Source organism: Halobellus inordinatus, assembly GCF_024498335.1.
Taxonomy (GTDB): Archaea; Halobacteriota; Halobacteria; order Halobacteriales; family Haloferacaceae; genus Haloquadratum; species Haloquadratum inordinatus.
The window spans coordinates 1399337-1425285 of the sequence record NZ_CP101825.1 but is presented as its reverse complement, the minus strand read 5'-3'; the positions used below and the strand labels follow the sequence as shown (position 1 = coordinate 1425285).

Below are 25949 nucleotides of genomic sequence, written 5' to 3'. Positions count from 1 at the left end.
ACCGACCACGCCGTTCGGGGTCGAAATAGTGCGGTTCCGGGTGCTCAGGCGAACCCGACTGGCTGTGGCTTGGTTCGTTTCTCGGGGCTGTGCTCCTCGGTGACGCCGTCCTCGACATCGTCGGTGCGGATTTGGTCCTCCGTCTCCTCTTCACGCCGTGCGGCTTGCGCTCGTCGCTCCTCCGCTAGCGCCTTCAGTTGGTATGTATGGTAACACATACCAATGTACGAGTACGGCGTCAGCGGACAAAAGTCTGACTCCGAGACCGAACGTCGGTCACGACGCGCTTAACACGGCACAGAGCCAACGCTCCGAGGACAGATGTCCGCTATCGAAATCGAATACTGCGTTCCCTGTGGCTTCCTCGAACGCGCCGAGAAGATCCAGCACGCGCTACTCGAACAGTTCGGCGACCGGCTCGATCGCGTGGCTCTGGTGACCGGAGACCACGGCGTTCTTACTGTTGCGGTCGACGACGAGATCGTCTGGGATAAAGCCGAAGACGACTACGACGTCGACGAGATCACCCGTCGCGTCCGCGACGCGATATAAGTTACTCTGTGGGCTCGAACCGAAATCCGTCCCACTCCTGGCTCGCCGGTTCGCGGATGCCCTTCTCGGGATCGCGGAGTTCCGCGCAGTAGACCGGACGGACCTCGTCGCCGATCTCGACCTCCTCGGTCGTCACCTGACCGATGGCACGAACGGGCTCGCCGTCGACGTCGAACTCGACGATCGCGAGCGTGTTCGGCTGTCGAACGCCGGGTGGCGTCGCCGTCGACGTCGTCCACGTGACGACCTCGGCGACGTACTCGCTCAGGTCGACCGTTCCGGTCGGTTCCTCGCCGCCGGGCCCGAACGGGTGTCCGGGGTACGTGATGCTCCCATCGGGGTAGCGGTACGCTTCCATCGTCTGTTCGTCGTCGCCGGTGTCTCGCTCGTCGCTCATAGCTGTCCCTCCAGGATCGTCGTCGTCACGCAGTTTCCGAACCCACCGACGTTGCAGGCGAGGGCGGTCTCGGCGTCGACCTGCCGGGCGCCGGCGTTACCGGTGACTTGCTGATAGATCTCGTACACCTGTGCCACCCCGGACGCGCCGAGGGGATGGCCCTTCGACTTCAGTCCGCCCGAGGTGTTGATCGGGAGCTCGCCGTCGCGGTCGGTGACGCCCTCTTCGACGGCCTTCCACCCTTCGCCCTTCTCGAAGAAGCCGAGGTCCTCCGACTGGAGGAACTCCAGGATGGTGAACATGTCGTGGAGTTCCGCGACGTCGACGTCGTCGGGGTCGGCGTCGGCCATCTCGTAGGCCTGTTCTGCGGAGTTGACGACGCCGCCCATCGTCGTCGGGTCCGCGCGCTCGTGAACGACGTGGGTATCCGTCGCGCCCCCGATCCCGGAGACGACCGCGTACTCGTCGGCGTACTCGCGGGCGACCGACTCGGGGCAGAACAGCAATCCCGCAGACCCATCAGTGATCGGACAGAAGTCGTAGAGCCGAAGCGGGTCGGCGACGATCGGCGACTCCAAGACGGTGTCGAGGTCGACTTCCTTCTGGAACTGCGCGTGGGGGTTGTCGACGCCGTTCTTGTGGTTCTTCACTGCGACCTTGCCGAGCGACTCCCGCGGCGCGTCGTACTTGTCGAGGTAGTGGCGTGCCGTCAGTCCCGCAAATGAGGGGAGCGTGACGCCGTGTTTGTACTCGACGGGGTGCGTCAGCGACGCGATGACGTCCGTCGCCTCCGCGGTCGATCGATGCGTCATCTTCTCGCCGCCGACGAGAAGCGTCATCTCCGAGGCGCCGGAGGCGACCGACTGCCAGGCCGCGTACACGCCCGCGCCGCCGGACGACGACGTCTGATCGATCCGGGCGGTGTAGGCGGGGACCGCCGAGAGGTCGTGTGCGAGGGCATTCGGGACGCCAGTCTGCCCTTCGAGCTCTCCGCTCGCCATATTCGAGACGTACAGGTGATCGACGGCGTCCGCCGAGACGCCAGCGTCCTCGAGGCAGGCGCTGCCCGCCTCGGCGAGCAGCCCGCGGATCCACTCCTCGCGCTGCCCGAACTGGGTCATCGACGCGCCGATGATCGCTACGCGCTCCATAGTCGAGAACGAGGGGGTGGTGGCTTACCGGTTTCCCTTCCGGGAGACGGGCGGGCCGGGGAGTCTCGACTTCCGATAGGTCTCGAAGCGCTTACACGCGAGCCAATCGACACGTGAGACGAGTATGAATCTCAGATCCGTCGCCCCGACGATCGGTGCAGTCGTGTGTATTCTCCTCGCGGGCGTCGTCTTCGCGCCCGCCCTGTTGATCACAGCACCTGACGTGGGCGTCGCCGAGTACTACGCCGCCGGCCCCCTCGGCGTCTCGATCGTCGGCGTCCTCGCGCTCCTCAACATCGTCGTCTTTCTGGCCGGCGCACAGGAGCGCTCGGACCCGCAGACGCTCGCCGGCGTCGCGCTCGTCTCCGCCCTGGCGATGGTGCTGTTCTCGTTGCTGTGGGCGCTGTCGATCGATTCGACGCTGCTCTTCAGTTTCCCTGCGGAGTACGCCTGGATCGAGAACCACCGGTGGGTCGTCGTCACGGGAGCCTCCGTCGTCGCCGTCACTGCGGGAAGCTACGCCCGAGCGGTGCTCCGCTGAACGGACACGGCAGCGCGGCGGGCCCCGGATCCCCCCGACGGCGTCCGGCGATCGGCGACTCTGTGAGTCGAAAGCCCCTTATGTGGCCCCGGTCTACGTGCTGATGGACTAGGTCGGGCAGCTAGGCCCTGCTCTCCACCCGCAACTTTGGCCTTTAGCGGGGACCGAACCCGGGGGCGTCCGGTCAGACCGACACGGGCCCCGGAAGCCAACGTAGAAACCTCGTCCTTCGGGGACGGCGGTTCGTGAACGCCGGCCGCAGGGTCGGTCTGCCACGATTCGTCGCTGGCACCCCGTCAGGCGCGGAAGCGAGCAGCGAACCAGTGAACGTTCGTCGCTCGGAGGATCGCGGGGTGGAGGAGGCAACCGGGATTCCCCGTGCCGGAACGCCGGGCAATCTCGCTGTCCACCATTCATACCGTTTTCACGTTCGCGAGCGACGGCGCTGTGTCCGGTGAGTAGACGACGCGCGACCCCCTCCGCCTCGACTACGTCACCCGGCAACACACCCCTGTGGCTCCCCGAATAGTGCCGTTTAATTCCGTCGACGGCGGCGATTCGAACACGCAATGACAGGACACGCCAGCGGAGCGCTCGGACTCCTGCGCGACCGGGAGTTCGCCGCGCTGTCCGGGGTCGCCTTCGCCCGGAGTCAGGCCTACTCGACGATCCTGATCGCGCTGGCGCTCTACGCCGACCAGTTCGGGACGACCGGCGTCGTCGAGGGGCTGTTCGGCACGGCCTTCGCTATCGCGCAGTTGCTCGTCGTCCTCCCGCTTGGCCGGAAAGTCGACACGGGCAACGCCAAGCACTTCCTGCTCGCCGGCCTGGCGATCAACGTCGCCGTCTTCGTCGGCTTCGCGCTAGTCGAGAACTCGGTGCACGTGATCCTGATCCGAATCCTCCAGGGGCTCGGCGCCAGCCTGCTTTGGATCACCGGCTCGGCCGTCGTCGGCGAGATCAGCCCCGAGGACGGCAGCGGTCGCTGGCTCGGCGCGTACAATCAGGTCGGCGCCTTCTCCAGTCTCGCCGGCGACGTCATCGGCGGCTATCTGCTCTACACCTACGACTTCGTCTGGGCGTACGCCGCGCTGACGGCGATCACGTTCCTCGCGCTCGTCCTCGTGTGGCGCTACCTCCGCGACAACCCTGGCGGACAGAAAGACCCCGACGAGGCGACCGGAATGGAGACGTTCCGATCCCTGCTGAGCCGGCCGATGATCCGCGCGCTCGTGATTTTCCGGGTCGGCTTCTCGGTCGGCAAGATGGCCGTCATCATCTTCCTGCCGATCTTCGCGCGAACCGAGTTCGGGATCAACGCCTTCGCGATCGGGTGGATCCTCGCCGGCGGGAAGCTAACGAAGTCGATCTTCCAGGGGTATATGGGCGATCTGACCGACCGGATCGGCCGGCGATACTGGTTCGTCGCCGTCGGCGCGCTCCTGTACGGACTCGGGACGGCACTCATCCCGTTCGCACTCGTGTTCGAGGGGGCGATCCAGCCGGTTCGCTTCGACGCGTTCGGCCGGACGCAGGTGCTCGGTGGGGCGTTCTTCGCGCTCTTCGCTGCCTACGGAATTCTCGGTATCGCCGACAGTGTCCGGCTACCTGCGAGTATGGCGCTGTTCGTCGAAGAGGGTGAGACGCTCGATTCGGTGGCGTCGAGTATGTCGCTCCGGTCGATCGCCTGGAAGGTCGGCCAGGTCACGGGGCCGGTCCTCGTCGGCGGGATCAAAGACGCCGTCTCGACGACTGCGGCGTTTCTCACCGCCGCGGCGTTCATCGGCGTCGCGACGGGCATCTTCGTCATTACCTACCTGCGGACGCGGGAGACGCCGGTCGCGACGCCCGCGGCTGGGGACTGATAGGGAGTGTCGTAACTGTTTGGAGATTCTCGCCGTACCGTCCGGCGAGAAACCTATGGAGACGTACGTTGATCCCTATGAGCACGAGAAAATTGGTGTGAAGAAGCAGAACGCGGGAGATGCCGCTGTGTGGGTGCCGCTCTGTGATCGTCGCGGCGTTAGCTCGTCGCGGTCGACGTTCCGCCGTCGCTACTCGATTGCGTCGTCGACTGCGTCTCTCGGGACGATTCCGTCTCGAACTCGACTGTCAGTTCGGTTTCGGCGTCGCCGCGGGTGATCGTCACTTCGAGTTCCTCGGCATCGCCGGGAACCGAAACCGTGGCCGTACCGTCGGCGTCAGTCTCCCCGACTCGGTCGTCGCCGACGGCGACCGTCGCGTTCGCGACGGCGGAGCCGTTCTGCGTGACGCTGATCGTCGCGTTCTCTCCCTGCGTGACGTTGCCGACGAAACTAGCGTTCAACGCGGCAGTCGCTTCCGCGGACTGCTCGCTCGCGTCGTCTCGTTCGTCGTCAGCGTCGTTCTCGCCCTTCTCGCCGTCCTCGTCGTCTTTATCCTCATCGACCGGTTCGATCTCGACGTCCGTCCCGGACTCGGAGATGACCGGCTTGAGGATGTACTTCCCGCTCTGGCCGGCCTTCACTGCCGTGATGTCGAAGACGAAGTCGACCGACTCGCCGTTACCGACGGTGAACTCCGAGTTCAACTGAAGCTTCCCGCTCGGGAGTTTCACGCGCTGGTCGCTGCCGTCTTTCAGCGTCCCGTTCACTTCGGAGACGTAGACGAAGACCTTCTCGTAGGTGCCGTTCTGGACGTCGAACGACGAGAGCTTCGTCGCGTTTGCGCCCTGCAGGCGCGTCAGGTCGACGGTCCGGCTGTCGACCTCGTATTCGACCCACTCGCCCTCGCCGTCCTCGGCGTCACTCTCGACGTCGTCGTCCGATTCGGTCTCCGTCTCGGGCGATTCGGTCTGAGGTTCGGTCGTCGTCTCAGTGACGTTCTCGGCGCCGGTCGCGGTGTCGTCGCTCTCGTTCGTCTCGTCACCGCTCTCCTTGGTGTCGTCCGAATCCTCATCGTCAGCATCGTCAGTATCGTCGCCATCGTCGTCGGCCGGGTTCAGGCCGACTCTGGTGATCGTGACGTTGAGGTGTTCGAAGTCACTGATCGCGTTCTGTTCGTCGCTGACGTAGAGATTCAGCGTGCCGCTGTCTGTCGCGCCGGTCGTCGACTGTGCCGCGGTCGTCGTCGATCCGTCGGTCGCAGTCCCCTCTTGCGAGCCGGTGATCCCGCCGGAACAGCCGGCGAGGAGCACCAGCGCCGCGACGAGGACGCTCGCGAATGTGGTTCGGTTCATTGCACCCGGTTCGAGACCCCGAACGACCATTTATACTGCAGGTACTGATCCCGGATTCACCCGAATTTGGTCCGTTTAATTCGGGTACGGCGTCGGGGGGATTCCGAACCGAATCGGCCGGGTAGCACAGAGTCACCCCCACGCGCCGAGACTCGCTTGGACATCGCGCGTCGTCGCCTCCGCCGTCGCCTCGTAGCCGACGAGGTCGCGGAGGTCGACGGCGTACGTGCTCCCGGCGTGATCGAGCACGAGGAGGCGGCCCTGAACGCCGCGGACGGTGCCGGTGGCGATGGTCTCGGCGACGGGGCGATCGCGAAGGTCGAGTCCGTACGCGAAATCGAAGCGGTCGGCGTCGCCGACGTCGTACGCCGTAAGCAGTGCGTCCCAGGCGTCGCCGTCGACGTCGCGGTGGAGTCCCGCGCGCTTCGTCGGCACGCGGACCCGATCCGGGATTTCGGCGGCGATCTCGGCCTCGCGCTCTCGCGCGATCCGACCGTCCGGGACCGTCTGGAGGAGCGCGCCGCGATCCGCGCCCTGCTCGCGGAGTCGCGTCTCCAGTCGCCACGCCTTCGTCACGCCGACCTTGAACACGTCCGGCGCGAAGGCCGCGAGGTAGATCGCGTGTTCCTCGACGCAGTCCATCTCGTCTTTCAGGCACGTCCCGGTGCACTTCGCACAGACCCACGTCGAGCGGTGCTGCGGGCAGTACGGCGCCGTCGGATTCGAACAGGAGATGTGACCCTCGTCGGTGACGGTGCCAGCGCAGTGACGCTCGCCGAGGGTGTACGCGAGTTCGGTGCCGGGATCGAGCGAGACGAATTCGACGTCGTATGGAGCGTCGGCGTCCGTGCCGGTCGCGTGGCTCACGAAGAGTCCTGGCTGGTCCGTGTCGTAGCCGACGAACTGCACGGGGCGACGTAATCGATGCGAGGTGAAAGCGGTGCCGTTCCAGGTTGGGGGCGCTGTGAGTCGCCGGGTCGCCGCTCTCCTGTGCGCTCGCTACGCCTCGGATTCGGCGCGCAGCTCCTCGTAGAGTTCTTCGGCGGCGCGGCGGACGGCGTCGTCGCTGGAGGCGTCGGCTTCCCAGCCGAGCCCCGAGAGCTTCTCGACGGAGAGCCGCATCCGCGGGACGTCGCCCTCCCAACCGCGGTCGCCGCCGGTGTACGCGTAGTCGGGGTCGAGATCCATCACGTCGGCGACGATGTCGGCGATGCGGTTCACGGAGGTCGTGGTTCGCGTCCCCAGATTGTAGGTGTTCATCGCGGCGTCGGCGTGCTCGACGACGTGGCAGATGGCGTCGACGCACTCGGTGACGTGGAGGTAGGACTTCTCCTGGCGGCCGTCCCCGAGGATTTCGAGCGTGTCGGGGTCCGCAAGCAGTTTCTCGATGAAGTCCGGGACGACGTTGCCGCGCTGGTGCGGCCCGACGATGTTCGCGAAGCGGAAGCACCACACGGTGAAGTCTTTCGCGTGAGCGTACGTCGAGAGCAGCCCCTCGTCGGCGAGTTTCGACGCGCCGTAGACGCTGATCGGTTCGAGGGGTGCGAAGTCCTCGGGCGTCGGTCGCGGGGCCTCACCGTACACGGTCGACGAGGAGGTAAAGGCAATGTCCGAGACGCCGACCTCCGCCATCCGTTCGAGGACGTTGTAGGTCATCTCGGTGTTCTCCTCGAAGAGCTTCCGCGGGTCGGCGAAGTTCGTGTCCGTGTAGGCTGCCAGGTGGAAGACGAGGTCGACGTCGGCGGTGATGACGTCCGCGACGTCGTCTGGGGACGTCATATCCGCCTCGACGAACTCGACGCCCGCAGGGACGCGGTCTCGCGTGCCTTTCGAGAGGTCGTCGGCGACGACGACGTCGTTGTCCTCGCGGAGTCGGCGCGCGAGGTGCGAGCCGACGAGGCCTGCGCCGCCGGTGACGACGATTCGCTTCTCGGAGAGGTCCATACTCGTGATGCAGGAGACAGCGGTAAGTGCGTTCTCCTTTCCGGGGTCGCGGGCACCGGCGATCCTATCGCGTCGACGAGCGCGTACGCCATCCGAAGCGCCTTAGCGCCCGCACCGTCTCGATTCGGCTATGCAAGACGAATCCGAAGTGGCCGTGCTCCGCTACGGCCACCGGCCCGGTCGAGACGACCGGATGACGACGCACGTCGGCCTCACGGCGCGAGCGCTCGGCGCGGACCGAGTGATCTTCCCCGGCAACGCCGGCCAATCGGAGGAGACCGTCCAGGACATCACCGGACGGTTCGGCGGCCCCTTCGACGTCGAACTGACGGATCAGCTGGACGCGACGATCCGCGGGTGGGACGGGCACGTCGTCCACCTCACGATGTACGGCGAGCGCGTCCAGGACGTCGAAGGCGACATCCGAGAGGCGCACCGGGAAGCGCCACTCCTGATCGTCGTCGGTGGCGAGAAGGTCCCCTTCGAGGTGTACGAACACGCCGACTGGAACGTCGGCGTCACCAACCAACCGCACTCGGAAGTCGCGGGACTGGCCGTCTTCCTCGACCGACTCTTCGAGGGTCGCGAACTCGAACAGGAGTGGCCCGACGCAGACCGGCGGGTGCTCCCACAGGAGCGCGGCAAGCGCGTCGTCGACGCCGAGGAACTCGAAGAGGGGTCGTGAACGGTCAGCGGTCGGCGACGACTCGCTGAGCGGGATACAACGGCGTCGAAGAGAAATGCGCGAGAACGGCGGTGTAGACCCGGACGGGAGACGTTTTCCCCGACCCACACGGCCATCTAGCTTCGACACGCCGACTTTATCCGGAATCTCACCGGCGCTTGCCGAAGCGTTAGCCGGGTTCCCACCGGCATTGTCGACGTGCCGTCGCCGAATTTCACGAAGTCCGCTTGCGCGTACTCCGATAGTTGGCCTTGTCCCTCGGCCGCCCGGGCGGTCGAGCGTTCGGGACGGTGCGGTCCTCCTTCGGAACCGAAACCTCGTCGCCTTGTAACGGACTCTTCGGTTGTGGCTCCTAGCTCGTTTCGTCTCACCAGCGTCCAGGCGATCTGAAACGAGTCGTCCAGTGTGTCCCCGCCTTCTCGCGGGAATTATACCTACGAGTTACGCAATAATAAATCATTTTGAATAGTTTGTGAGGTGTTATCATAATTCTAAGTAGTGGCTGTATGGAAACATACCGGAGCAGACGAGCGTCCCGGCTTCCGCAACTTTAAAACGACTGAGCGGCGCAACTGTGTACAATGGCTTTTGAGGAGCTGCTGAACGACCCTGTCATCCAGAAATACCTCCACGAACTGGTGGGACCGACGGGGATGCCGGTGGCCGCGGCCCCGCCTGACGGCGAGGTAACCGACGAGGAACTCGCCGAGGAACTGGGCCTCGAGCTCAACGACGTTCGACGGGCGCTCTTCATCCTCTATGAGAACGATCTGGCGTCCTATCGCCGGGTCCGCGACGAGGACTCCGGGTGGCTCACCTATCTCTGGACGTTCCACTACGAGAACATCCCGGAAAACCTCCAAGAGGAGATGCACCGCCTTCTCGACGCGCTCGAAGAACGCCTGGAGTACGAACGGACCCACGAGTTCTACCTCTCGGAACCGGCGGGGATCCGCTTCGAGTTCTCCGAGGCGATGGAGCAGGGCTTTCAGTGCCCCGAGACCGGCGCACCGCTGGAACCGATGGAGAACGACGAGATGGTCGACTCGATGGAGCGACGGATCGAGGAGCTTCGCGACGAACTCAACGTCGACGTAGGTCGAGACGACTGATGGTCGCGCTCGCAACCAAATGCTACGTCGATGGCGACGCCCGCGAGCGAGCCCTCGACAGTTTCAATTCGCTCGTCGGCAACGAGATCGGCGAGCTATCGGTCGAGTGGACGGTCGACGTGCGCGAAGACGACTTCCTCGACGTCGACCTCGACGGCGAGGACGCGACTGTCGCCGCCAACCTCCTCGCCGAGTCGTGGGGCGAGATCGCTCCCGACCACGAGGACGGCGAGACCTACGTCGGAACGCTCGAATCGTGGGACGAAGACGGCTGGGTGCTCGACGTCGGCAACGGAAACAGCGTCCGGATTCCGGCCGAGGAACTCGGCCTTGGAACCGGGTCGCCTTCGCAGATCCGGGATCGCTTCGGCGTCGTCCAGCACACGCCGCTGCGGTTCGTCTACGGCGAGACGCCACGGCTCGCGGACGCCGAGCGCGACCGGCTGTACGACTGGACTCGCGAGGACGGCAGCGGGCGAGTGAACGTCAACAGCGCGACGCGCGGCGAAGTCCGCGCGACGGTCAACCGCGCCGGCCACGCGGCCGACATCGTTACTGTCGAGCGCCTCGGACTCCTCGAACAGAGCATCGTCTGCCCCGAGAGCACCGACCCGCCAGGGCTGCTCGCCAGCATCGGCTCGTACCTCCCGTCGGAGCTGAAGTGCGTTCTGACGTGAGGTCGACTCCTCTCCGAACGCTATGACCCACTTCCGCACCATATGAACCGTCGACTCCTCCTCGCGGCCGGCAGTCTCGCCTTGCTCGCAGTGATGAGCGGCTGTCTCGGCTTCGGAACCGGACCAGTGCCCGCCGAACGACTCGACAGCGAACCGGCCGCCGCCTACGAGTGGGAGACGAACCGGACAGTGCACGTCACGGTGCAGGCAAACACCCAGTTCCGGGCCGTGATGGAGACGAACAGTTCGACTATCGAACTGTTCAGACGCGACGGCTTCGGCGGAACGAATCCGCTATCCGTCCAGTCGGTACGCTATCGCTATCCGAACGGGACCGTCGTGAACGGCACAGAGATCCGCGAAAACGGCGGGGAGATCCGCCGCACGCGGGACGAAATGATCGTCTCACTGCCGGAAAATGCACCGGCTAGCGGCGGTAAGCTCGCGTACACCAGCAGCGGAACGCCGAAGCGGTTCACGCTGCCTACCTACGTGGACGGCACCTACGAGGTGGTGTTGCCGCCGGACCGCCGGATCGACTTCCCCGTCTTCGGGAAGGTCTCGCCCGGCAATTACGACGCGACCATCGACGACAGCAGCCGCGTCCACATCGTCTGGCAGGAAGCGGTGACGGTCGAGACCATCTCGGTGCAGTACTACCTCCAGCGTGACTTGTACGTCTTCGGCGGGATCGTCGCCTTGGTCGGTGCCATCGGCATCGGCGGGCTGCTCTACTACCGACGACAGATCGAGCGCTTGCGACGCCGACGGATGGAGATGGGCGTCGACGTCGAGACCGACGACGACGAGTTCGACGACGGGCCGCCGCCGGGAATGCGCTGAGACCGACGGCCCGCTGCCGAGTCGCTTTTGTCCATCTCAGGCATATCACGGGTATGCGAGTCGCAATCGTCACCGTCGGAGACGAGATCCTCTCCGGTGACACGGTAAACACGAACGCCGCGTGGCTGTGCGAACAGTTGAACGACCGCGGTGTCGACGTCGGGCGTATCACGACCGTTCCGGACGTCGTCGCCGACATCGCCCGCGTCGTCAACGAGTACCGCGCCGAGTACGACGCCGTCATCGTCACCGGCGGCCTCGGTCCCACGCACGACGACGTGACAGTCGACGGCGTCGCCGCCGCGGTCGGACGCCGCGTCGAACCGCACGACGCCGCCCACGAGTGGTTGACCGAGCACGGCGGGTACGCCGCGGAGGACCTCGTCGACGGGACCACCGACCTGCCCGCGGGAGCGCGAATGCTGCCGAACGAGGCGGGCGTCGCGCCCGGCGCGGTCGTCGAGGGCATCTACGTCTTCCCGGGCGTGCCCACCGAGATGAAATCGATGTTCGAGGCCGTCGCCGACGAGTTCTCCGGCGAGGCCACCTACACGACGGTCGTCGACGTCGACGAACCCGAGAGTGAACTGATCGACCGATTCGAGGCGATCCGAGAACGCTTCGACGTCACTGTCGGGAGTTACCCTGGCGACTCGGTCCGTGTGAAACTCACCGCGACGGACGAAGCCGTCGCCGACGAAGCGCGCCACTGGCTCAGCGAGCGCGTCGAACTCGTCGACGGAGCAGTGGACCGAGAACAGGCGTAGGCGTCGGCGCGAACGCTACCGGTAGAGGTAGTAGAGCCAGCCGACAACCATCGCGACACTCAACAGGAGAATGACCGCGCCGGTCTCCGCGATCGGGAAGGGTTCGCCAGTGACTTCGAGTGGGAGCATACGCCTCAGTTCCGAGGCGCACTTCTTAAACGTTCAGTAATCCGGCTCGTCCCCTCGCCAGCCACGTCCGAGCACCGGCGGACTTTTGCTCGCAACGCCGTTCGGTTCGCGTATGCGTCTCGGTTTCGTCGTCAACCCCATCGCGGGAATGGGCGGTCGCGTCGGTCTCAAGGGTACCGACGGCAAAGTCGAAGAAGCGCGCCAGTTGGGGGCCGAGCCTCGCGCTCCCGACCGCGCCCGTCGGGCGCTCGTCGCGCTCCACGAGCAGGGGGGCGACGACGTCGAACTGCTCACGTGGGGCGGGGAAATGGGGGCCGACGTCGCCCGTGCGGCCGGCTTCGAGCCGGAAGTCCTGGGCTCTCCTGCGGACACGGAAACCGGCGCCGACGACACGGCTCGGGCCGTGGCGGCGTTCCTCGACGCTGACGTGGCTCTCGTCCTCTTCGTCGGCGGTGACGGGACCGCCGCGGACGTCGCCGACGCCGTCGAAGGGACTGCCACGCCGATTCTGGGCGTGCCCGCCGGCGTGAAGGTGTACTCCTCTGTGTTCGCCGTCTCGCCCGAAGACGCCGCACACGTCGTGCGGACGTTCGAGCGGACCGAGCGCCGCGAGGTTATGGACATCGACGAAGACGAGTACCGCGAGGGCGAGGTGCATCCCGAACTCCGCGCGGTGCCGTACGTCCCCGTCGCCGAGGAACTCCAGTCGTCGAAACAGCTCGGTGGCGGCAACGTCGAAGCGCTCGTGGCAGGGATCGTCGACGACATCGAGGCGAGCGAGAAGACGTTCGTGCTGGGACCGGGGAGCACCGTCGGCGCGATCAAAGAGGCACTCGGCTTCGATGGGTCGCCGCTGGGCGTCGACGTCTGGCGGGACGGCGAAGTGCTCGCCCTCGACGCGACCGAATCGGAGATCCTGGCTGCGCTCGATCCCGACGGCGAAAACGTCGTCGTCGTCTCGCCGATCGGCGGCCAAGGGTTCGTCTTCGGCCGGGGCAACCCACAGCTCTCACCCGATGTGATCCGACAGTGCGACGTCGAGGTCGTGGCCTCGCGCGCGAAACTGGATACCATCGGCGAGCTCCGCGTCGACACCGACGATCCGGAACTCGACGAGGAACTCCGCGGGTGGACGAAGGTCCGGGTCGGACGTGTCGAACGGCGGATGATGCGGATCGCCTAGAGCGGGTCTGTCCGTACAACCCTGGTGGTGGGGAGCCACCCATTTCAACACATCCTAACAAATACATATCTGTATAAGTGGCATATAGTGAAGATTAAGGCCGCTGGAGACCAGGGTATGGTATGGAGACGCGTAAGGTTCAGCGGCTCGGTCCCTCCACGCTGGCAATGACGTTACCGGCGGAGTGGGCGAAAGAACACAACGTCGACAAGGGTGATGAGGTTTCTCTACGGATGGGTGGGAAAGGAACGCTGACGGTACTGCCGGAGTCTGCGAGTCAGGAAGATTCCTCGGCGACGATTCGCGCGGACAATCTCGACGCCGACTCGCTCGAACGGGCAATCGTCGCGCAGTACGTGCTCGGACGGCGCGTGATCCACATCGAAAAGAGCGACGGCGCACTCGACTCCGAACACATCAACGCCGTCTACAAGGCGGAGACGCAGCTGATGGGTCTAGGCGTCATCGAGGAGACGCCGGACCGCATCGCGATCCGCTGTTCGGTCGATCCCGAGGACTTCACGCTCGACAATCTGCTCGAACGCCTCGAAAACACCGGCAGCACGATGCGCGGTGAGGCGGTCAAAGCGCTGGCACACGGCAACACGGACCTCGCCCAGCGCGCGTTAAACCGCGAGCGACAGGCGAACAAGATCTTCGTCCTCCTGCTACGTCTCATCTTCACGGCCTACCAGAACCCGAACCTCGCGCGGGCCGTCGGACTGGAGTCGGGCTTCCCCCTGATCGGTTATCGCTCGGTGGCGAAGAACCTCGAACTGACTGCGGACAACGCCGAGGACATCGCCAACATCGCGATGGACGCCGAGGGTCACACGCTCGACGTCGACTCGAAGACGATGCGGCGGATCCGCGAGTTCACCGACCAGGTCGACGAACTCACGCGGACGGCAGTGCAGTCAGTCGTCGAGCGCGACTACGACAAGACCGTCGAGTGCCGCACCCTGTTCCGTCAGCTTCGAGACCGCGAACAGGAGATCCTCGACGACCTCCCCGAGATGGACAACGAGGAACTACTCCAGATCCGGGAGGTCCTCGTCAGCCTCCAGCAGACCGCGCAGTACGCGATGCGGAATGCGGAGATCTCAGCGAACCTCGCGCTGAACGAGGAGTCCGAACACGTGACGATTGGGTAGTCGAAGCCGACCGGTGAGTATGCGACGCCGCCTCCCAATTCGTATGAACTAAGTCGAGACCGGGAAACGTTCGGGTATGGAGACCGCATCCGCCAGTTCTGACAAGGGAATCGGCCTGACCGTCCTCTTTTCGATCGTCGCGATTCTCGGAGTCGTCGGGATGTTCGCCGCGGGACTGACCGGGGACCAGCTCGTCGCCGCCGTGGGCTTCGCCGTCGCCACGATCGCCGCCTCGCTCGCGGTGTCTGCGACGCACCTGTTCGGGTGACTTCCGGACGCTACGATAGCCCGCTGACGAGAAACCGTTAAGACCGAACCGTCCGTACACGGAGTCAAATGAGTGACTTCACCGAGGAGGAAAAACGGATCGTCTCGTACCTCCGCGAGAGCGTGTCCGCCGGCGAGCGGTACTTCCGGGCGAAGAACATCGCCGACGCCATCGGGCTCTCGGCCAAGCAGGTCGGGGTTCGACTGCCGCGGCTCGCGGAGAAGTCCGACGACGTCGAGATCGAAAAGTGGGGTCGGGCCCGCTCGACGACCTGGCGCGTCACCCGTAGCTGAACACTGCCCGGCACAGCCCGTCGCCGTCCGCGCGAACGCGCATTTCAGGGCCTTTTTTGTCTCTCCACCCTACGTGACGGTATGACGGTTCGTGTCCGGCGGGTGTTCGAGTTCGACGCCACGCCCGAGGCCGTGTGGGACTTCATCGCTGACCCCTCCAAGCGAGCCGACGCGATCAGCGTCGTCGAGCGCTACGAGGTCGACGAGGGGACCGGCGCAGCGACGTGGCACGTTCGGCTGCCGATTCCGCTCGTGAAGTCGACCGCCCGCGTCGAGACCGAAGACGTCGAGCGCGACCCGCCGCGATACGTCAAGTTCGTCGGAAAGTCCTCGGTGCTGCGCGTCACGGGCGAACACACCGTCGAGTCCACGGACGGCCACACGCGGCTCGTGAACGAGTTCGTCGTCGACGGCCGCGTGCCGGGCGTCGAACGGTTCTTCAAGCGGAACCTCGACGAGGAGTTAGAGAACCTCGAACGCGCGCTCAGCCGCGCCGTCGAATCCGAATCCTGAAATCGACAGACTACAGGAGAGTCGCCCCGGAGCCGGTGGGTTTATTCACGTCCCGCTGCTACGCTCTTTCGCCGACGAACGACGCTTTTCTCGTCGCAGTCGGCACAGATCCGCCGCACGCCGCCGCAGTGTTCGGGGTCCGCTGCGGCCCACCGCGTCCAGCGCTCCCTCTTCCCGGAGAGGGGGTAGCTGTTCGCTCCACTCCCGCCTCCGCCTTCGCATCCACTCACCTCTCGCTCTCACCCACCGTTCCACTTCCCACCGCTTCACTTCCTACCGTTCCACTTCCTGTCGCCCTACTGCCCCATCCTGTCGGTCGAGTCTCGACGCTCCTGAGCCGTGACCTCGCTCGGAGCACCACCTCCCGTAGGAGCACCGCCTCCCGTAGCCTCGCTACGGCGAGGAGGCGCGCTTTTCGATCTCGCCTTTCAGCACCGCGGCGTCGAAGTCGTGATCCGGACGGATGTTGACGAAGTCGAGAAAGCGCGCGGCGTCGAGTAGTTCGTCCGTCGAAAACGCTTCGAGCGCGGCGTCGACCGCGCGTTTCGCCCCGATCAGCGGTTCGAGCGCGCCGAGCGCGCAGGCGACGTCGTAGGCCTTCGCGTCCCGCGCGCCCTCCTCGCTGACGTTCGTCGCGTCGATGAAGTAGATCTCACCGTCGCGGATGAGGACGTTCTCCGCGCGGAGGTCGCCGTGGAGGAGTTCGTGTTCGTGCATCGCGTGCAACGCCTCGAACAGCGTCGGGGCGAGGTCGGCCTCTGCTTCCTCGTCCAACTCGTCGAGCGTCCGGAAGTCGGGGAGGTACTCCAAGACGAGCACGCCGAGGCCGTCGACCTCGAAGGCCTCGACCGGTTCGGGCGCGTTGAGGCCGATGTCGCGCATCCGCCGCGTCGCTTCGAGTTCGTGTTGTGCCATCTCGACCGGCGTCGCGAAGTGCTCGAAGAACCCTTCGGTACCCGACGAGAAGGCACCCAGGTTTCGCCCGGTCGTAAAGAGCGCGTGGACGATCGAGTTCTGTCGCGAGATGACCTTCACGAACCACTGATCGTCGACGACCATCGGCGTCGAGAGCCAGTTGTCGGCGTCTAGAAACCGCACGTGGACCTCCTCACGATCGTAGCGATCGCGGATTTCGCGGGCGACGGCCTCCAGTCGAGACCACTCGATACGCCCGCGAAGGAGGCGGCGGAGTTCCATATGCTTCCAGTCGGTCTCCGGGCGTATATAAAGTCGCCTTCGCGTCACGCGGCGGATACCCCGCCGGATATATCGTGAGCGGACGGCGGCCCAGTCGGGCGTATCATAAGCGGACAGTGGTCTGCTGGACGTGGTCACGCGTCGGGAGCGCGGCGTGGTCGGAGCCGGCGCGGTCGGAGGCGACGCGCGGGTAGTTTGCTCTCCGTTATTCCTCTTCCTCTTCCTCTTCTTCCTCGTGTGATCGGACGGTCAACACGGGGACGTCGGAGCGACGAACGGTCCGCTCGGTCACGCTGCCGAGCAGGTAGCGTTCGAGGCCGGTGCGGCCGTGCGTCCCCATCACGATGAGGTCGCAGTCGTTTTCGGACGCGTAGTCGACGACGACGTCGTCGGGTACGCCGGGTTCGATTGCGGTGACGACATCGGCGACGCCGGCGTCCTTCGCACGGTCGGCGACGTCGGAGACCACTGATTCCGCTCGCTCGCGGAGCGTCTGTTCCACCTGTTGCGGACTGATGGCCGGCGCGCTGTGGCTTACGTCTCTGGCATCGACGACCGAGAGGACGTGCAGCTCGGCGTCGTACTGGTCGGCGAGGTTGATCGCGTGCTCGACTGCGAGGTCGGCACAGTCGCTGCCGTCGGTCGGGACAAGAATACGGTCGTACATACGTTGTCGTACTCGGAGTGACAATTAGACGTTTTGGATGGCTGCCACCGCGTGAGAATGTGTGGGAGCGTCCGGACGGCGACGCCGTTACTCGATCAATCGCTCGGCGATCCGGCGCGCGCCTTCGGCCGGGGCGAGGTCGGGTCGGTCGGCGGAGATACATTCGACGTCGCGGTCGAGTTCAGCCGAGAGGCGCTCCTCGAAGACGTCGACGATGCCGGGGATGCAGGCCATCCCACCAGTGAGAACGATCGGCTTCGAGAGCGCGAGCTGGTACGGCTTCATATGGTCGTTCGCTAACTGCGCGAGGAAGTTGTTCGCGACCTCATCGACGGCGTTGTCGACGTAGTCGTCCAGCGGCTCCATCACCGAGCGCTCGATGGTAAACTCGTGGGCGCCACCACCGGGCTGCTGGATGACATCCGTGAACGGCTCGAACTCCTCGAAGTCACCGTGCTCCTCTTTGTACTCGCGGGCGGTCGTCAGATCGACGTTGACGCGACCTTGGGTCTCCTCCTCGACGGCGTTGGCGATCCGCCGGTCGACCTCGTTACCGGTGACGGCCCCGGAGACGAACGGCGAGAGCTGTTCGCCGTGGCGGTACGCGGAGGCTTCGAGGTTCGTCGAGCCCATATTCACGGCGACGAACACCTCGTCGATAGCGCGGAGGTCCTCGCCGAAGGCCGGAATCGCTCCGCAGAGCGACTCGGGGAAACTTCGGACCAAGGCGTCGCCGACGGGGCTCTCCTCGATGACGCTGTTGAGGTTCGCCAGCCCCGGTTCGTTGTCGATCGTCGGAATCGCGTAGACGACGGCGCTGTCGGCGTCGAGTCCTTCGGATGCGACGACTTCGGCGAAGAACTTCGAGGCGAGTTCCGCGCGGTCCTCGTCTTCTGGAAGCCCCGAGCGGAGCATATACTGCACCTCGTCGGGGTACTCCTGTGCGGCCTGTTCGCCGAAGAGCACGCGCTCCTCACCGGTGAGCGCGTCCTCGTACGTCGCGAGACACGTCAACGTCCGGATCGTCTCCACTTCGTCGTCGCGGACGTACTGGAGGACGGTCCGCGTGCTTCCGAGTTTGACGCCGACCGGCGTCGGTCCCGATTCGGCTGCCCCAGCCTCGTCGAAGGAGGCGTCTTCACTGTCTGCCATAGGCGAGTGGAAACAGAACGAGCAGAAAGTACTGTTGGTATATGGGTTGGCACGAGCCGCGACAGAATACGGCGCTACGTCATCGACGCCAGTCGTGCGATGTAGACCAGGCTCAGATGATGGTCGTCGACGTCGTATTCGGTCGTGTTGGTGACCTCACCGGAGAACCCGACCAGGTAGTCTTGCAATTCGGATTCGACGTCTTCGGTCAGCCACTCCACGGTGTGGTAGTACCGGAGCGCGTCCATCGTCCGCTTGAAGCCGCCTTTGAGGACGAGGAACTCGAGCCAGTCGAAGACGAGTCGCTCCGCGGCGTACGCGTCGGGGAGCGAGCCGAGATAGGGCTTCGAGAGCCCTTCTGCCGCGGCGGTCTCGTGGACGAGCAGTTGTTCGAGTTGGTTCTGTCGGAGGGCCTCGCCAGCCCGCCCCCGGGGCCGTTCGCGGATCTCGGTGTCGAACTGGAACCGTCCGACGTCGTCGGCACCGAACTCGGGTTCCGCGGCGACTCGTGAGCGCGAGTCCGAGTGCCGTCGGTCGTCGCGGCGACGGTCGGGGTCGCGCCCGCGACGCGAACGGTCCTGCGCGCCGACACCGAAGCCGAGGTCGCGAGCGATCTGATCCGCGAGGACGACCTCGTCGTGGCCCTCCGCGTGATCCGAGTCGCCACGTCGCGGCGGCGTGACGTCCTCGCGCGGACGCACAGAGACCTCGCCGCGCTCGTCGTCCGCATCTCGGTCGTCCGTCTGCTCGGTGGCGTCGCGCCGTCGAGCACCCTCGCGGTCACGACTGCCAGCGTTCCGTTCCTCGTCGCGCCGGCGGATGTCGTTTTCCCGTGCCTCGCGACGGTCGGTATCGCGGTCTCGGCGGCTCTCAGTTCGACCGTTCAGTCGTCGCTCGTCGGTACGCTCACGCGCTGCGCGGTCGGAGATGCGTTCGCTCTGCCGCCGGTCGTCGCGATTCGCCCGATTGTCGCGACTCGACCGGTCGTCACTCCGGCGCTTCCCCGACCGACGCCGGTCCGTGCGACTGCGGCGGCGTCGCTCCGACGGCAGTCGGTCGTCGTCGTGGTCCGATTCATCGCCGGGCTGTTCGTCCTCCGAACGGCGCGCGCCCCGCCGTTCGTCCGCGATTCGTCTGAGTTCTCGGAGGTCGTAATCGTCGGGATCGATGGTCATTGCCTGTCTCTCGTCCCGCGGCGAAATCGCCGCGTCGGTCGTACCTCGACGGTCTGCAGGCGCGTGCATAAACGTGCCCCCGAAATTATCAGCGAAGATACTGCGACTATGTGTGACGAACCAGTACGTACTGGGAGACTGCAACCCGCCGAGTCATAGGGATTATCGTCACTGTTCGGAGAGTCTCGCCGTACCGTCCGGCGAGAGATCAATGAGGACTTACGATAATCTCTATCAGATGACGTGATTTTCGCCGTGTGCCCGCCGGATGGAGAGTTCGCCAGTCGTGGCATCGAACGACAGCGAACGGCCGTAGTCGCCACCCACATCTGTCGCGACGAGGGGAACGTCGTACGTTTCGAGCGTTGTCTTCGCGGCGACGACGTTGCGCTCACCGACGCCGCCGTCTCCGGAACTGAACTCGAACATCGCACTCCCCCCGGCGAGACGTGCTTCGATACGTGAGCGGTCAGCACCCGTCTCCTCCATCGAATGCAGGAGCCCCGGAATAGCGGTGTTGACGTACTTGGCCCCGGCTGGCCGGTCGTCTGTGGGCTCGTCTCCGGTCGCATCGCCTGCCCCGCCATCGCCGTCCTGCTCGTCGCTAGCATATGGTAACATCGCGTGCGCGAGGCCAGCGACGCCGGCGTCGACGTCAGCCAGCGCGATCCCGACACAGGAGCCGAGTCCGCTCGTCACGAGCGTCGATCCGGCCTCGGCGACGGCGTAGTCGGCGACGCCGACTTTGATTCGCTTGGACGACGATTGGTCGGTCGATCGGTCAGTCGTGTATACTTTCATTGGTTCGTTCGGGGCGTGACGAAGCGGCGCCGAAGGCACGTTCGTCAGCTGAGGTGGTCATTTCGGCGCACGTGGTCGTGACACGGTCATTCGCCGGCTGTCAGTTCGCTTCGGGCGCGAGCTGGTCGAAGGCTGCGCGCAGTTCTCGTTCGTCGGGGAGCGCGTAGATGTCGCAGGTGAACGTCTCGTCCGGCGTGGCGATCGCCGAATCGATGAGGAACGCATAATCTTGCGTCCGCGCGAGCTCTGTCACCAGCGGGTCCACGATCGCCGAGGCGATGTCGTCGACGTAGGTCGGCGGGGAGATTTCGATCGTCGTCTCCAAGGAGTTGGCCCAGCCGTCGAGGAATCCGGACGTGACGATGTTGCCGATCTCTTGCAGCGCGCTCTTTCGCATCTCTGGGTCCGCGTCCATCCCAGGCATCAGCGCGTCGGCGACGCTTTCGGCCGATTCCGGGTCGAACAGAATCGCGATGTATCCCGATGGCGTGCCCGAGAACTCGAGGACGACGCCTCGTCTGGCCTCGTCTGTGAGTTCCATCGGCACCCCCTCGACCGGAACGAAGCTCAGTCGACTCACGTCGACGTTGGTGTCGATCCCGGTCATCGCCGTCAGGTCCTCCGAGGCTTGTCCCGCGCCTTCGGAGATCATCTGGGAGAACGACGTGAACGTCTCGACGGGGATCGCGTCGTCGGCGTCGCCCGCGACGTCGACGATCGTCTCGACAGAGTCCTGCGTCGGCAGCATATAGATGTAAAAGCCCGCCTCCTCGTCGACCGTTTCGAGGTGGTTCCGGAACGCGAGCACGTGATTGGAGTCGATGTCGGCACCGAAATCGACGTCTTCGTGGACTTCCGCGCCGAATTGGCCGTCGGTGTCGAACTCGGAGTCGTCGACGACGTCCTGCAGCGACTGGCCGGCGTCCAACTCGACGTACGTCGGCGTCGTGATGTCGATGCCGTCGCCGAGGAAGTCCGCCCAGCCGTCGATGAACCCCCCGAGCATAATATTCCCGAGTTCCTTCAGGCCGCTCGTCGCCAGGTCACTGTCCGGGTCGTCAGAAGCACCAGGAACGAGTGCGTCGACGAGCGAGATGGCACGGTCGCGGTCGAACGCGAGAACTGTCTGGCCCTCGATCGCCCCCGAAAACCCGATGTGGACGGTGACGAGGTCGCGCTCCCGAAACTCGCGTTCGACGTCCGCTCGCGTCGCCATTTCAACTTTTGTGACGGCCACGCGGGCGTCGAAGCCAGTCAGCGTCGTGAGCGATCCGGCCGCTTCTTCCGCCCCCGAGTGGGCGAGACGACTGAACGTCCGAAGCGACTGGACGTCGAGGTTCATGCTTCGACGCCCACCACGTCGTCGATAGCCTGGAGCACGTTCGGCTTCTGGAAGGGCTTCGTAATGTAACCGTCCGCGCCGGCTTCGACGGCTTCACGCATTTTCTCCTCCTGTCCGACGGACGTGCACATAATCACCGACGAGTCGGGGTCGATCGATTTGATCTCCGACGTCGCCTCGATGCCGTTTCGGATCGGCATCACGACGTCCATCGTGACCACGTCGGGATCGAGTTCACGGTACAGCTCGACCGCTTCAACCCCGTTTTCGGCTTCGCCGACGACCTCGTGATCGTCCTCGAGCAACTGCTTCAGCAGATTCCGCATAAACGCCGAATCGTCCACAACCAGTACGGTGCGTGCCATATCTTCACTTCCGAGAAACGCTGTATAAACGCATCGTCCCCATTATCAGCGCTGATACGGCTCTTGCACGCTCACTCTTCGTCCGGCGGGATCTGAAGGCCATCGTCGGGGAGTGAACCGACGAGGTCTCCGATCGAGTCATCGAGCGTGAGGTCGTGCTCTTTCAGGAGCGACGCGAGCGCCTTCTTCGGATACGAGACGCGCGTCTCGGAGGCGAGAAGGAGAATGCCGAGGGCTCGCTTTTCGGAGGCTGTGGTGTCGATCTGTTCGACGTACCACGACGCTAGCTCGCCGAAGGCGTCGACGACGTCGTCCGAGAAGTGCTCGTGGTGGTCGACCTCGCCTTCGAATGCCGCGGTGAGCGCGAACCCGTACTCCGAATCCTGCTCGGAGAGGTACCGGGCCATCTGCTGGCGGGCGAGCGCTCCGAGGTCCGCAGACGCGTCCTCACCGTCGTTCTCGTCCACTGACGGCGAATTGTCGTTGTCGGTCGCGACCACGTATCGACCGTCTGAGATCTCTGCGACCCGTTCGGAGGCGGTGTAGTCGAGTTCGTCGGGTCTGACGACGCCCTCCTCGTCGCGCACGGGTCGCCGCGCGTCATTCGGAGGGTCGGGAGCCATACCTCGTGGTGCCGTCGGCGCGATAATAAGCCCATCGCAGGCGAAAGTCAGTCGACAGCCACGAGACGGGCGGTCCTCAAATCCGATATTCAGTATCGAATTCGAAATCGCGCGGACCGTCACATTCAGGTAAGTCCGGTTAGAACGTGGCGCTATCTATGGAGTCCGACAGGACGCTCGCAGCGCTCGGAAACGAGTACAACCCGGACATCTTACGTGCTGCCGACGAAGCTCACTCCGCACAGGAATTCAGTGAAATGCTCGACATCCCGATCGCGACGTGTTATCGCCGCATCGAGGAGCTCACGGGTGCCGGGCTGCTCGAACTACACGACCGCGTCCTCTCGGACGAACACCGCCGGACCAACGTCTATCGCCGCGACGTCGACGAGATCGTCATCAGTTTCGACGAGAACGAACTCAACGTGCAGGTGACCGAGCGCCCCGAAGTGAAGAACAAACTCGACGACGTCTGGCGGAAGATTTCTCAGGAGTAAGCTGGCTGGCGGCGTGTAGCGAGTCGGGGCCAGCGTAGGCCCCAACGCTCACAACCGGAGCCCGAAGTCCGAATCGCAGACACAATTTTTCTAGTTCGCCGACTCGTTATTGGGGGTCGCTGTCGGACTCGGAGGTAGGGATTCTCACTCTTTATTTTTCCAATCGTGAGACAGAAGTTTTCGTATGCGGCCTGAAACTACCGAAATTCGGCTTCAAAATCCAATATCATCTCTGATATCTGGGTCCATACCATTATGTGCAGACCGCTGATTGCTTGATTTGACGGTCCTCACCTCCGGCGGGGAGGCGAGGGGGCCAGACTGGAGACAACATACATATGTTCGAACAAGACGACGCCGACCGTGGTCAGGTCGGTATCGGTACGCTCATCGTGTTCATCGCGATGGTGCTGGTCGCAGCGATTGCGGCGGGCGTCCTCGTGAACACGGCCGGCTTCCTCCAAGCGACCGCGGAGGATGCGGGCCAAGAGAGCGTCGACAAGGTGACGAATAGGCTCGACGTGGTGAGTACGCACGGAATGGTCAACGACAGTGACCCGAAGACCATCGACAACCTGAACCTCACCGTCCGAATGGCGGCGGGTTCGGGGAGTGTTAATCTCAATACGACGACAATCAAGTACCTCAGCGGAACGACGGCGGAAACGCTCACGTTGAATCATACTGCAAGTAGTGCCGGAGGCGCGAGCTTCGACAACACCACAGATGACGAGTTCATAGCGACCTCGCTCGACGGCACCGACAATTCGTTCCCGGTACTCGACGAGCAGTCCGATCGATACGAGATTCGGATCAACACTTCGATAGTTGAGGGAACCACTGCCAACGGGACGCAGACGGGCGATACGGTTAAGCTGGACATAACTACGCAGAGTGGCGGAACCTCACAGGTCATCCTAACGATGCCCCAACAGCTCGCGGGCAACGAGGACGGCGACCCGGTCCCTCTCTAAAGTGATTACTAATGTTTGAAATATTCAACAAAGACGAACGCGGTCAGGTTGGTATCGGTACGCTCATCGTGTTCATCGCGATGGTGCTAGTCGCAGCGATCGCGGCGGGCGTCCTCGTGAACACGGCTGGCTTCCTCCAAGCGACCGCGGAGGATGCGGGTCAAGAGAGCGTCAACAAGGTGACGAACCGTGTGGAAGTTGTGAACACGCACGGCGTCGTCCTGGATGACGAAATTTCGCGAATCAATATGACGGTTCGTCTGGCTGCTGGATCAGGTGCCGTCGATATGAACGAAACGTCGATAAAGTACTTGAGCGATGAAAGCGTCCAGACGTTGACAAATGGTACTGCAATTGGTAGGGACGGTACTAGCTCTACCGAATACGGCTTGGACGAAATCACTGACGACGACGGGTCGTTCGGTGTCCTCAATAGTAACACCGACCGGTACACAGTGACCATTAATACGACCGAAGTCGAGACGGATGGTAACGGTCTCAGCACCGGTGAATCGCTCAATCTCGAAATCACCAGTCGGACTGGCGGTACGACGCAGGTTATCCTGACGATGCCGCAGCAGCTCGCAGGCAAAAACAACGGCGACCCAGTCGAGCTCTAAGTCCCGCGTATACCCTCGACTGTAGCTGATTTCTTTACTATTTGGGATTGACTGCGGAAAGATAGACTATTCAGCGATAGCTATCAGATGTAGAGTAAACCCAAAGAAGACAGAATAAGGTAGCGACCGGCAGTCTATTCCAAATTCCCCTCTTCCTCACCGAACCACGGCGGCGAATCGCCGACCATTGAGAAGCCAGCCGCCTGCTCGTAGATTTTGATCCCACCCTCGTCGATCTCCAGCGGGAACATCGAATTTTTGATCGCCTGCTTACGCATCTTCGCGACCCAGATATACCGATTCGACGTCGAACCGGCGGGCGATTGGATCAGATAGATATTCCCATCCGTCAAGAAATTCTCGAGGCCGATTTCGGTATCCGGGAACACCGCCGACTGCTCCATCGTCAGAATCGACGTCAATCCACTGTCTTTCAGAATGTCGATGAACTTGAGCAGATACTGGCGCTTCTCTTGTTCGCTCTCGAAGAAGAGCTGGAACATCGTCAGCGAGTCGAGGACGAGCCGGTCGTACTGTGTGTCCTGCAGATCGTCGAGAATGGTATCGAGCGTCGAAGAGAAGTCGCCACTACGAAGGAGTGTTCGTTTGTCGTAGATTTTGATTCGGCCGGCGTCGACGAACTCGTCCCACTTCTCGAAGCCGATCGATTCTGCCGCCTGGCTGATGTCGTCTGCAGATTCCTCGAATGTGAGGTAGATCCCGCCTTCATCGTACATATCAACGCCGTTGTAGAGGTACTGGAGGCCGAGAATGCTCTTGCCAGTCCCAGGGTTGCCACTGACAAGTACCGCCGCGTTCTTGACGATTCCCCCATTGAGTATGGAGTCAAGTCCCTCAATCCCGGTTTTGACGAATTCTGGCATACGTGTGGTCACGTCCTTGAAAGGTAGCTATAGAATCCGTCCCGGATGCGGATAATTCTTCGCACCCCGAACGAGTCCTTCGGATCGTAGTACAGGTCGATTATCTGCCGCTACAAACGTATTCCGGTTCTATCACGAGCGATAATTTGGAGCGAACCTTCTTGTACCGATGACTGGACATTTGTACCAATGTTACCTGTTCCACCGAGACCGGACGACCGGACCG

At 63.8% G+C, this 25949-nt stretch carries 31 protein-coding genes and 1 other RNA gene; 17 read left to right on the top strand and 15 right to left on the bottom strand.

The genetic code is table 11. From position 1 onward, the window contains the following. Window positions 1–44 precede the first annotated feature (44 nt). A complete protein-coding gene (locus NO362_RS07340; protein WP_256544729.1) occupies window positions 45–218 on the bottom strand; it encodes a hypothetical protein in 174 nt (57 codons plus the stop codon). Between the two features lie 103 nt (window positions 219–321). Here NO362_RS07340 and NO362_RS07335 point away from each other — a divergent pair, with 103 nt between their 5' ends. Beyond that, window positions 322–552: a SelT/SelW/SelH family protein gene (locus NO362_RS07335; RefSeq protein ID WP_256288106.1), complete on the top strand. Its 231-nt coding sequence runs from the start codon at window positions 322–324 to the stop codon at window positions 550–552. A gap of 1 nt (window position 553) precedes the next feature. Here NO362_RS07335 and NO362_RS07330 read toward each other — a convergent pair whose 3' ends face one another. After that, the gene (locus NO362_RS07330) at window positions 554–949 is read right to left on the bottom strand and encodes an OB-fold domain-containing protein (RefSeq protein ID WP_256544728.1); all 396 of its coding nucleotides are present in this window, start codon (window positions 947–949) and stop codon (window positions 554–556) included. Continuing rightward, window positions 946–2100 (bottom strand): thiolase family protein, encoded by a 1155-nt coding sequence (locus NO362_RS07325; RefSeq protein ID WP_256544727.1) that lies wholly within the window; start codon window positions 2098–2100, stop codon window positions 946–948. The genes NO362_RS07330 and NO362_RS07325 overlap by 4 nt, the downstream gene beginning before the upstream one ends. 124 nt (window positions 2101–2224) lie before the next feature. Here NO362_RS07325 and NO362_RS07320 point away from each other — a divergent pair, with 124 nt between their 5' ends. The 3 genes from NO362_RS07320 (at window position 2225) to NO362_RS07310 (ending at window position 4506) form a co-directional block, all read left to right on the top strand. Further along, a complete protein-coding gene (locus NO362_RS07320) occupies window positions 2225–2641 on the top strand; it encodes a DUF7548 family protein (RefSeq protein ID WP_256544726.1) in 417 nt (138 codons plus the stop codon). A gap of 101 nt (window positions 2642–2742) precedes the next feature. After that, window positions 2743–3053, top strand: an RNA gene (ffs, locus tag NO362_RS07315) — signal recognition particle sRNA. A 157-nt stretch (window positions 3054–3210) separates the two neighbouring features. Further along, window positions 3211–4506 carry an MFS transporter gene (locus NO362_RS07310; protein ID WP_256544725.1) on the top strand — a complete coding sequence of 432 codons (1296 nt, stop codon included), beginning with the start codon at window positions 3211–3213 and terminating at the stop codon, window positions 4504–4506. Between the two features lie 158 nt (window positions 4507–4664). On the opposite strand, the gene NO362_RS07305 is transcribed toward NO362_RS07310, so the two are convergent. The 3 genes from NO362_RS07305 to NO362_RS07295 all read right to left on the bottom strand — a co-directional run bounded on the left by NO362_RS07305 (window position 4665) and on the right by NO362_RS07295 (window position 7802). Further along, on the bottom strand, window positions 4665–5858 hold the full coding sequence (locus NO362_RS07305; RefSeq protein ID WP_256544724.1) for a DUF4382 domain-containing protein: 1194 nt from the start codon (window positions 5856–5858) through the stop codon (window positions 4665–4667). 132 nt (window positions 5859–5990) lie between these two features. Next, window positions 5991–6767, bottom strand: a complete 777-nt coding sequence (locus NO362_RS07300; RefSeq protein WP_256544723.1) for a DUF2797 domain-containing protein — start codon at window positions 6765–6767, stop codon at window positions 5991–5993. A 90-nt stretch (window positions 6768–6857) separates the two neighbouring features. After that, on the bottom strand, window positions 6858–7802 hold the full coding sequence (locus tag NO362_RS07295; protein ID WP_256544722.1) for an NAD-dependent epimerase/dehydratase family protein: 945 nt from the start codon (window positions 7800–7802) through the stop codon (window positions 6858–6860). Between the two features lie 130 nt (window positions 7803–7932). On the opposite strand from NO362_RS07295, the gene NO362_RS07290 reads away from it, so the two are divergent. From NO362_RS07290 to NO362_RS07245, 10 genes are all read left to right on the top strand, one after another. Beyond that, window positions 7933–8487: a tRNA (cytidine(56)-2'-O)-methyltransferase gene (locus NO362_RS07290; RefSeq protein ID WP_256544721.1), complete on the top strand. Its 555-nt coding sequence runs from the start codon at window positions 7933–7935 to the stop codon at window positions 8485–8487. 581 nt (window positions 8488–9068) lie between these two features. Continuing rightward, on the top strand, window positions 9069–9599 hold the full coding sequence (locus tag NO362_RS07285; RefSeq protein ID WP_121568152.1) for a transcription factor: 531 nt from the start codon (window positions 9069–9071) through the stop codon (window positions 9597–9599). Beyond that, window positions 9599–10276 (top strand): DUF2110 family protein, encoded by a 678-nt coding sequence (locus NO362_RS07280; protein WP_256544720.1) that lies wholly within the window; start codon window positions 9599–9601, stop codon window positions 10274–10276. Before NO362_RS07285 ends, NO362_RS07280 begins: the two co-directional genes overlap by 1 nt. 42 nt (window positions 10277–10318) lie before the next feature. Then, entirely contained in the window at window positions 10319–11119 is an 801-nt protein-coding gene (locus tag NO362_RS07275; protein ID WP_256544719.1) for a DUF5803 family protein, read from the top strand. 53 nt (window positions 11120–11172) lie between these two features. After that, on the top strand, window positions 11173–11886 hold the full coding sequence (locus NO362_RS07270) for a competence/damage-inducible protein A (RefSeq protein ID WP_256544718.1): 714 nt from the start codon (window positions 11173–11175) through the stop codon (window positions 11884–11886). 241 nt (window positions 11887–12127) lie between these two features. Beyond that, on the top strand, window positions 12128–13198 hold the full coding sequence (locus NO362_RS07265; protein WP_256544717.1) for an ATP-NAD kinase family protein: 1071 nt from the start codon (window positions 12128–12130) through the stop codon (window positions 13196–13198). 122 nt (window positions 13199–13320) lie between these two features. Next, a complete protein-coding gene (locus tag NO362_RS07260; protein ID WP_121568147.1) occupies window positions 13321–14352 on the top strand; it encodes a phosphate signaling complex PhoU family protein in 1032 nt (343 codons plus the stop codon). Between the two features lie 76 nt (window positions 14353–14428). Next, a complete protein-coding gene (locus NO362_RS07255) occupies window positions 14429–14620 on the top strand; it encodes a DUF7525 family protein (RefSeq protein WP_121568146.1) in 192 nt (63 codons plus the stop codon). A gap of 68 nt (window positions 14621–14688) precedes the next feature. Further along, window positions 14689–14913, top strand: coding sequence for a DUF7123 family protein (locus NO362_RS07250; RefSeq protein ID WP_121568145.1), 225 nt, complete (start codon window positions 14689–14691; stop codon window positions 14911–14913). An 81-nt stretch (window positions 14914–14994) separates the two neighbouring features. Further along, window positions 14995–15426 (top strand): SRPBCC family protein, encoded by a 432-nt coding sequence (locus NO362_RS07245; protein ID WP_256544716.1) that lies wholly within the window; start codon window positions 14995–14997, stop codon window positions 15424–15426. A gap of 393 nt (window positions 15427–15819) precedes the next feature. Here the strand turns inward: NO362_RS07245 and NO362_RS07240 are convergent, their stop codons facing one another. The 8 genes from NO362_RS07240 to NO362_RS07205 all read right to left on the bottom strand — a co-directional run bounded on the left by NO362_RS07240 (window position 15820) and on the right by NO362_RS07205 (window position 22748). Continuing rightward, window positions 15820–16623 carry an RIO1 family regulatory kinase/ATPase domain-containing protein gene (locus NO362_RS07240; protein WP_256544715.1) on the bottom strand — a complete coding sequence of 268 codons (804 nt, stop codon included), beginning with the start codon at window positions 16621–16623 and terminating at the stop codon, window positions 15820–15822. A 205-nt stretch (window positions 16624–16828) separates the two neighbouring features. After that, window positions 16829–17290 (bottom strand): universal stress protein, encoded by a 462-nt coding sequence (locus tag NO362_RS07235; protein ID WP_256544714.1) that lies wholly within the window; start codon window positions 17288–17290, stop codon window positions 16829–16831. Between the two features lie 87 nt (window positions 17291–17377). Further along, the gene (locus tag NO362_RS07230) at window positions 17378–18442 is read right to left on the bottom strand and encodes an actin-like salactin (RefSeq protein WP_256544713.1); all 1065 of its coding nucleotides are present in this window, start codon (window positions 18440–18442) and stop codon (window positions 17378–17380) included. A gap of 74 nt (window positions 18443–18516) precedes the next feature. After that, a complete protein-coding gene (locus tag NO362_RS07225; protein ID WP_256546614.1) occupies window positions 18517–19056 on the bottom strand; it encodes a FlaD/FlaE family flagellar protein in 540 nt (179 codons plus the stop codon). Window positions 19057–19851: 795 nt separating this feature from the next. Next, the gene (locus tag NO362_RS07220) at window positions 19852–20418 is read right to left on the bottom strand and encodes a chemotaxis protein CheD (protein WP_256544712.1); all 567 of its coding nucleotides are present in this window, start codon (window positions 20416–20418) and stop codon (window positions 19852–19854) included. A gap of 100 nt (window positions 20419–20518) precedes the next feature. Next, on the bottom strand, window positions 20519–21760 hold the full coding sequence (locus NO362_RS07215; RefSeq protein ID WP_256544711.1) for a chemotaxis protein CheC: 1242 nt from the start codon (window positions 21758–21760) through the stop codon (window positions 20519–20521). Further along, window positions 21757–22125, bottom strand: a complete 369-nt coding sequence (gene cheY / locus NO362_RS07210) for a chemotaxis protein CheY (protein ID WP_121568137.1) — start codon at window positions 22123–22125, stop codon at window positions 21757–21759. The genes NO362_RS07215 and cheY overlap by 4 nt, the downstream gene beginning before the upstream one ends. Window positions 22126–22196: 71 nt before the next feature. Continuing rightward, window positions 22197–22748, bottom strand: coding sequence for a DUF7500 family protein (locus NO362_RS07205; RefSeq protein WP_256288087.1), 552 nt, complete (start codon window positions 22746–22748; stop codon window positions 22197–22199). 158 nt (window positions 22749–22906) lie between these two features. Here NO362_RS07205 and NO362_RS07200 point away from each other — a divergent pair, with 158 nt between their 5' ends. From NO362_RS07200 to NO362_RS07190, 3 genes are all read left to right on the top strand, one after another. Continuing rightward, window positions 22907–23245 (top strand): ArsR/SmtB family transcription factor, encoded by a 339-nt coding sequence (locus NO362_RS07200; RefSeq protein WP_121568135.1) that lies wholly within the window; start codon window positions 22907–22909, stop codon window positions 23243–23245. 338 nt (window positions 23246–23583) lie between these two features. Continuing rightward, window positions 23584–24219 (top strand): flagellin, encoded by a 636-nt coding sequence (locus tag NO362_RS07195; RefSeq protein WP_256544710.1) that lies wholly within the window; start codon window positions 23584–23586, stop codon window positions 24217–24219. Between the two features lie 11 nt (window positions 24220–24230). Beyond that, on the top strand, window positions 24231–24839 hold the full coding sequence (locus NO362_RS07190) for a flagellin (protein ID WP_256544709.1): 609 nt from the start codon (window positions 24231–24233) through the stop codon (window positions 24837–24839). Window positions 24840–24973: 134 nt separating this feature from the next. Here the strand turns inward: NO362_RS07190 and NO362_RS07185 are convergent, their stop codons facing one another. Next, window positions 24974–25723, bottom strand: a complete 750-nt coding sequence (locus NO362_RS07185; protein ID WP_256544708.1) for an RAD55 family ATPase — start codon at window positions 25721–25723, stop codon at window positions 24974–24976. Window positions 25724–25949: the final 226 nt, after the last annotated feature.